Below are 1,063 nucleotides of genomic sequence, written 5' to 3'. Positions count from 1 at the left end.
CACCGCCGCTTCGCTGGCCACACGACGCTCTCCTACCCATCAACACGGCTGGACCACGAAGGCCTACCAATAATGTCAATGCCACAACTTCGGTGGCGTGCTTGAGCCCCGTTACATTGTCGGCGCGGAATCACTTGACCAGTGAGCTATTACGCACTCTTTCAAGGGTGGCTGCTTCTAAGCCAACCTCCTGGTTGTCACAGCAACTCCACATCCTTTCCCACTTAGCACGCGCTTTGGGACCTTAGTTGGTGGTCTGGGTTGTTTCCCTCTCGACTATGAAGCTTATCCCCCACAGTCTCACTGCTGCGCTCTCACTTACCGGCATTCGGAGTTTGGCTGACGTCAGTAACCTTGTAGGGCCCATCGGCCATCCAGTAGCTCTACCTCCGGCAAGAAACACGCAACGCTGCACCTAAATGCATTTCGGAGAGAACCAGCTATCACGAAGTTTGATTGGCCTTTCACCCCTATCCACAGCTCATCCCCTCAGTTTTCAACCTAAGTGGGTTCGGCCCTCCACGACGTCTTACCGTCGCTTCAGCCTGGCCATGGATAGATCACTTCGCTTCGGGTCTAGGACATGCGACTGAATCGCCCTATTCAGACTCGCTTTCGCTACGGCTACCCCACACGGGTTAACCTCGCCACATATCGCTAACTCGCAGGCTCATTCTTCAAAAGGCACGCTGTCACACCTACCAGGGGTGCTCCAACGGTTTGTAAGCAAACGGTTTCAGGTACTATTTCACTCCCCTCCCGGGGTACTTTTCACCTTTCCCTCACGGTACTTGTCCGCTATCGGTCATCTGGGAGTATTTAGGCTTATCAGGTGGTCCTGACAGATTCACACGGGATTTCTCGGGCCCCGTGCTACTTGGGATACTCTTCGCGTCAAGAGAAGCATTTCGACTACGGGGTTGGCACCCTCTATGACCCGCCTTTCAATGCGGTTCGTCTATACCTTCTTGTAACGCCGACAGATCGGCAGAACTGTCTGAAAAGTCCCACAACCCCCAACGTGCAACGCCTGCCGGCTATCACACACGCTAGGTTTAGCCTG

At 54.3% G+C, this 1,063-nt stretch carries 1 rRNA gene; it reads right to left on the bottom strand.

Features of this window, described 5'->3' with window-relative positions:
- Window positions 1-1,063, bottom strand: a 23S ribosomal RNA gene (locus tag ACPEH2_RS15735); the annotation flags it as partial.

The organism is Microbacterium sp. NPDC064942, assembly GCF_049545525.1.
In the GTDB taxonomy this organism is placed as follows: domain Bacteria; phylum Actinomycetota; class Actinomycetes; order Actinomycetales; family Microbacteriaceae; genus Microbacterium; species Microbacterium gawkjiense.
Note: the sequence above shows the minus strand (reverse complement) of the source record. Positions and strands in the feature narration are given on the sequence as shown.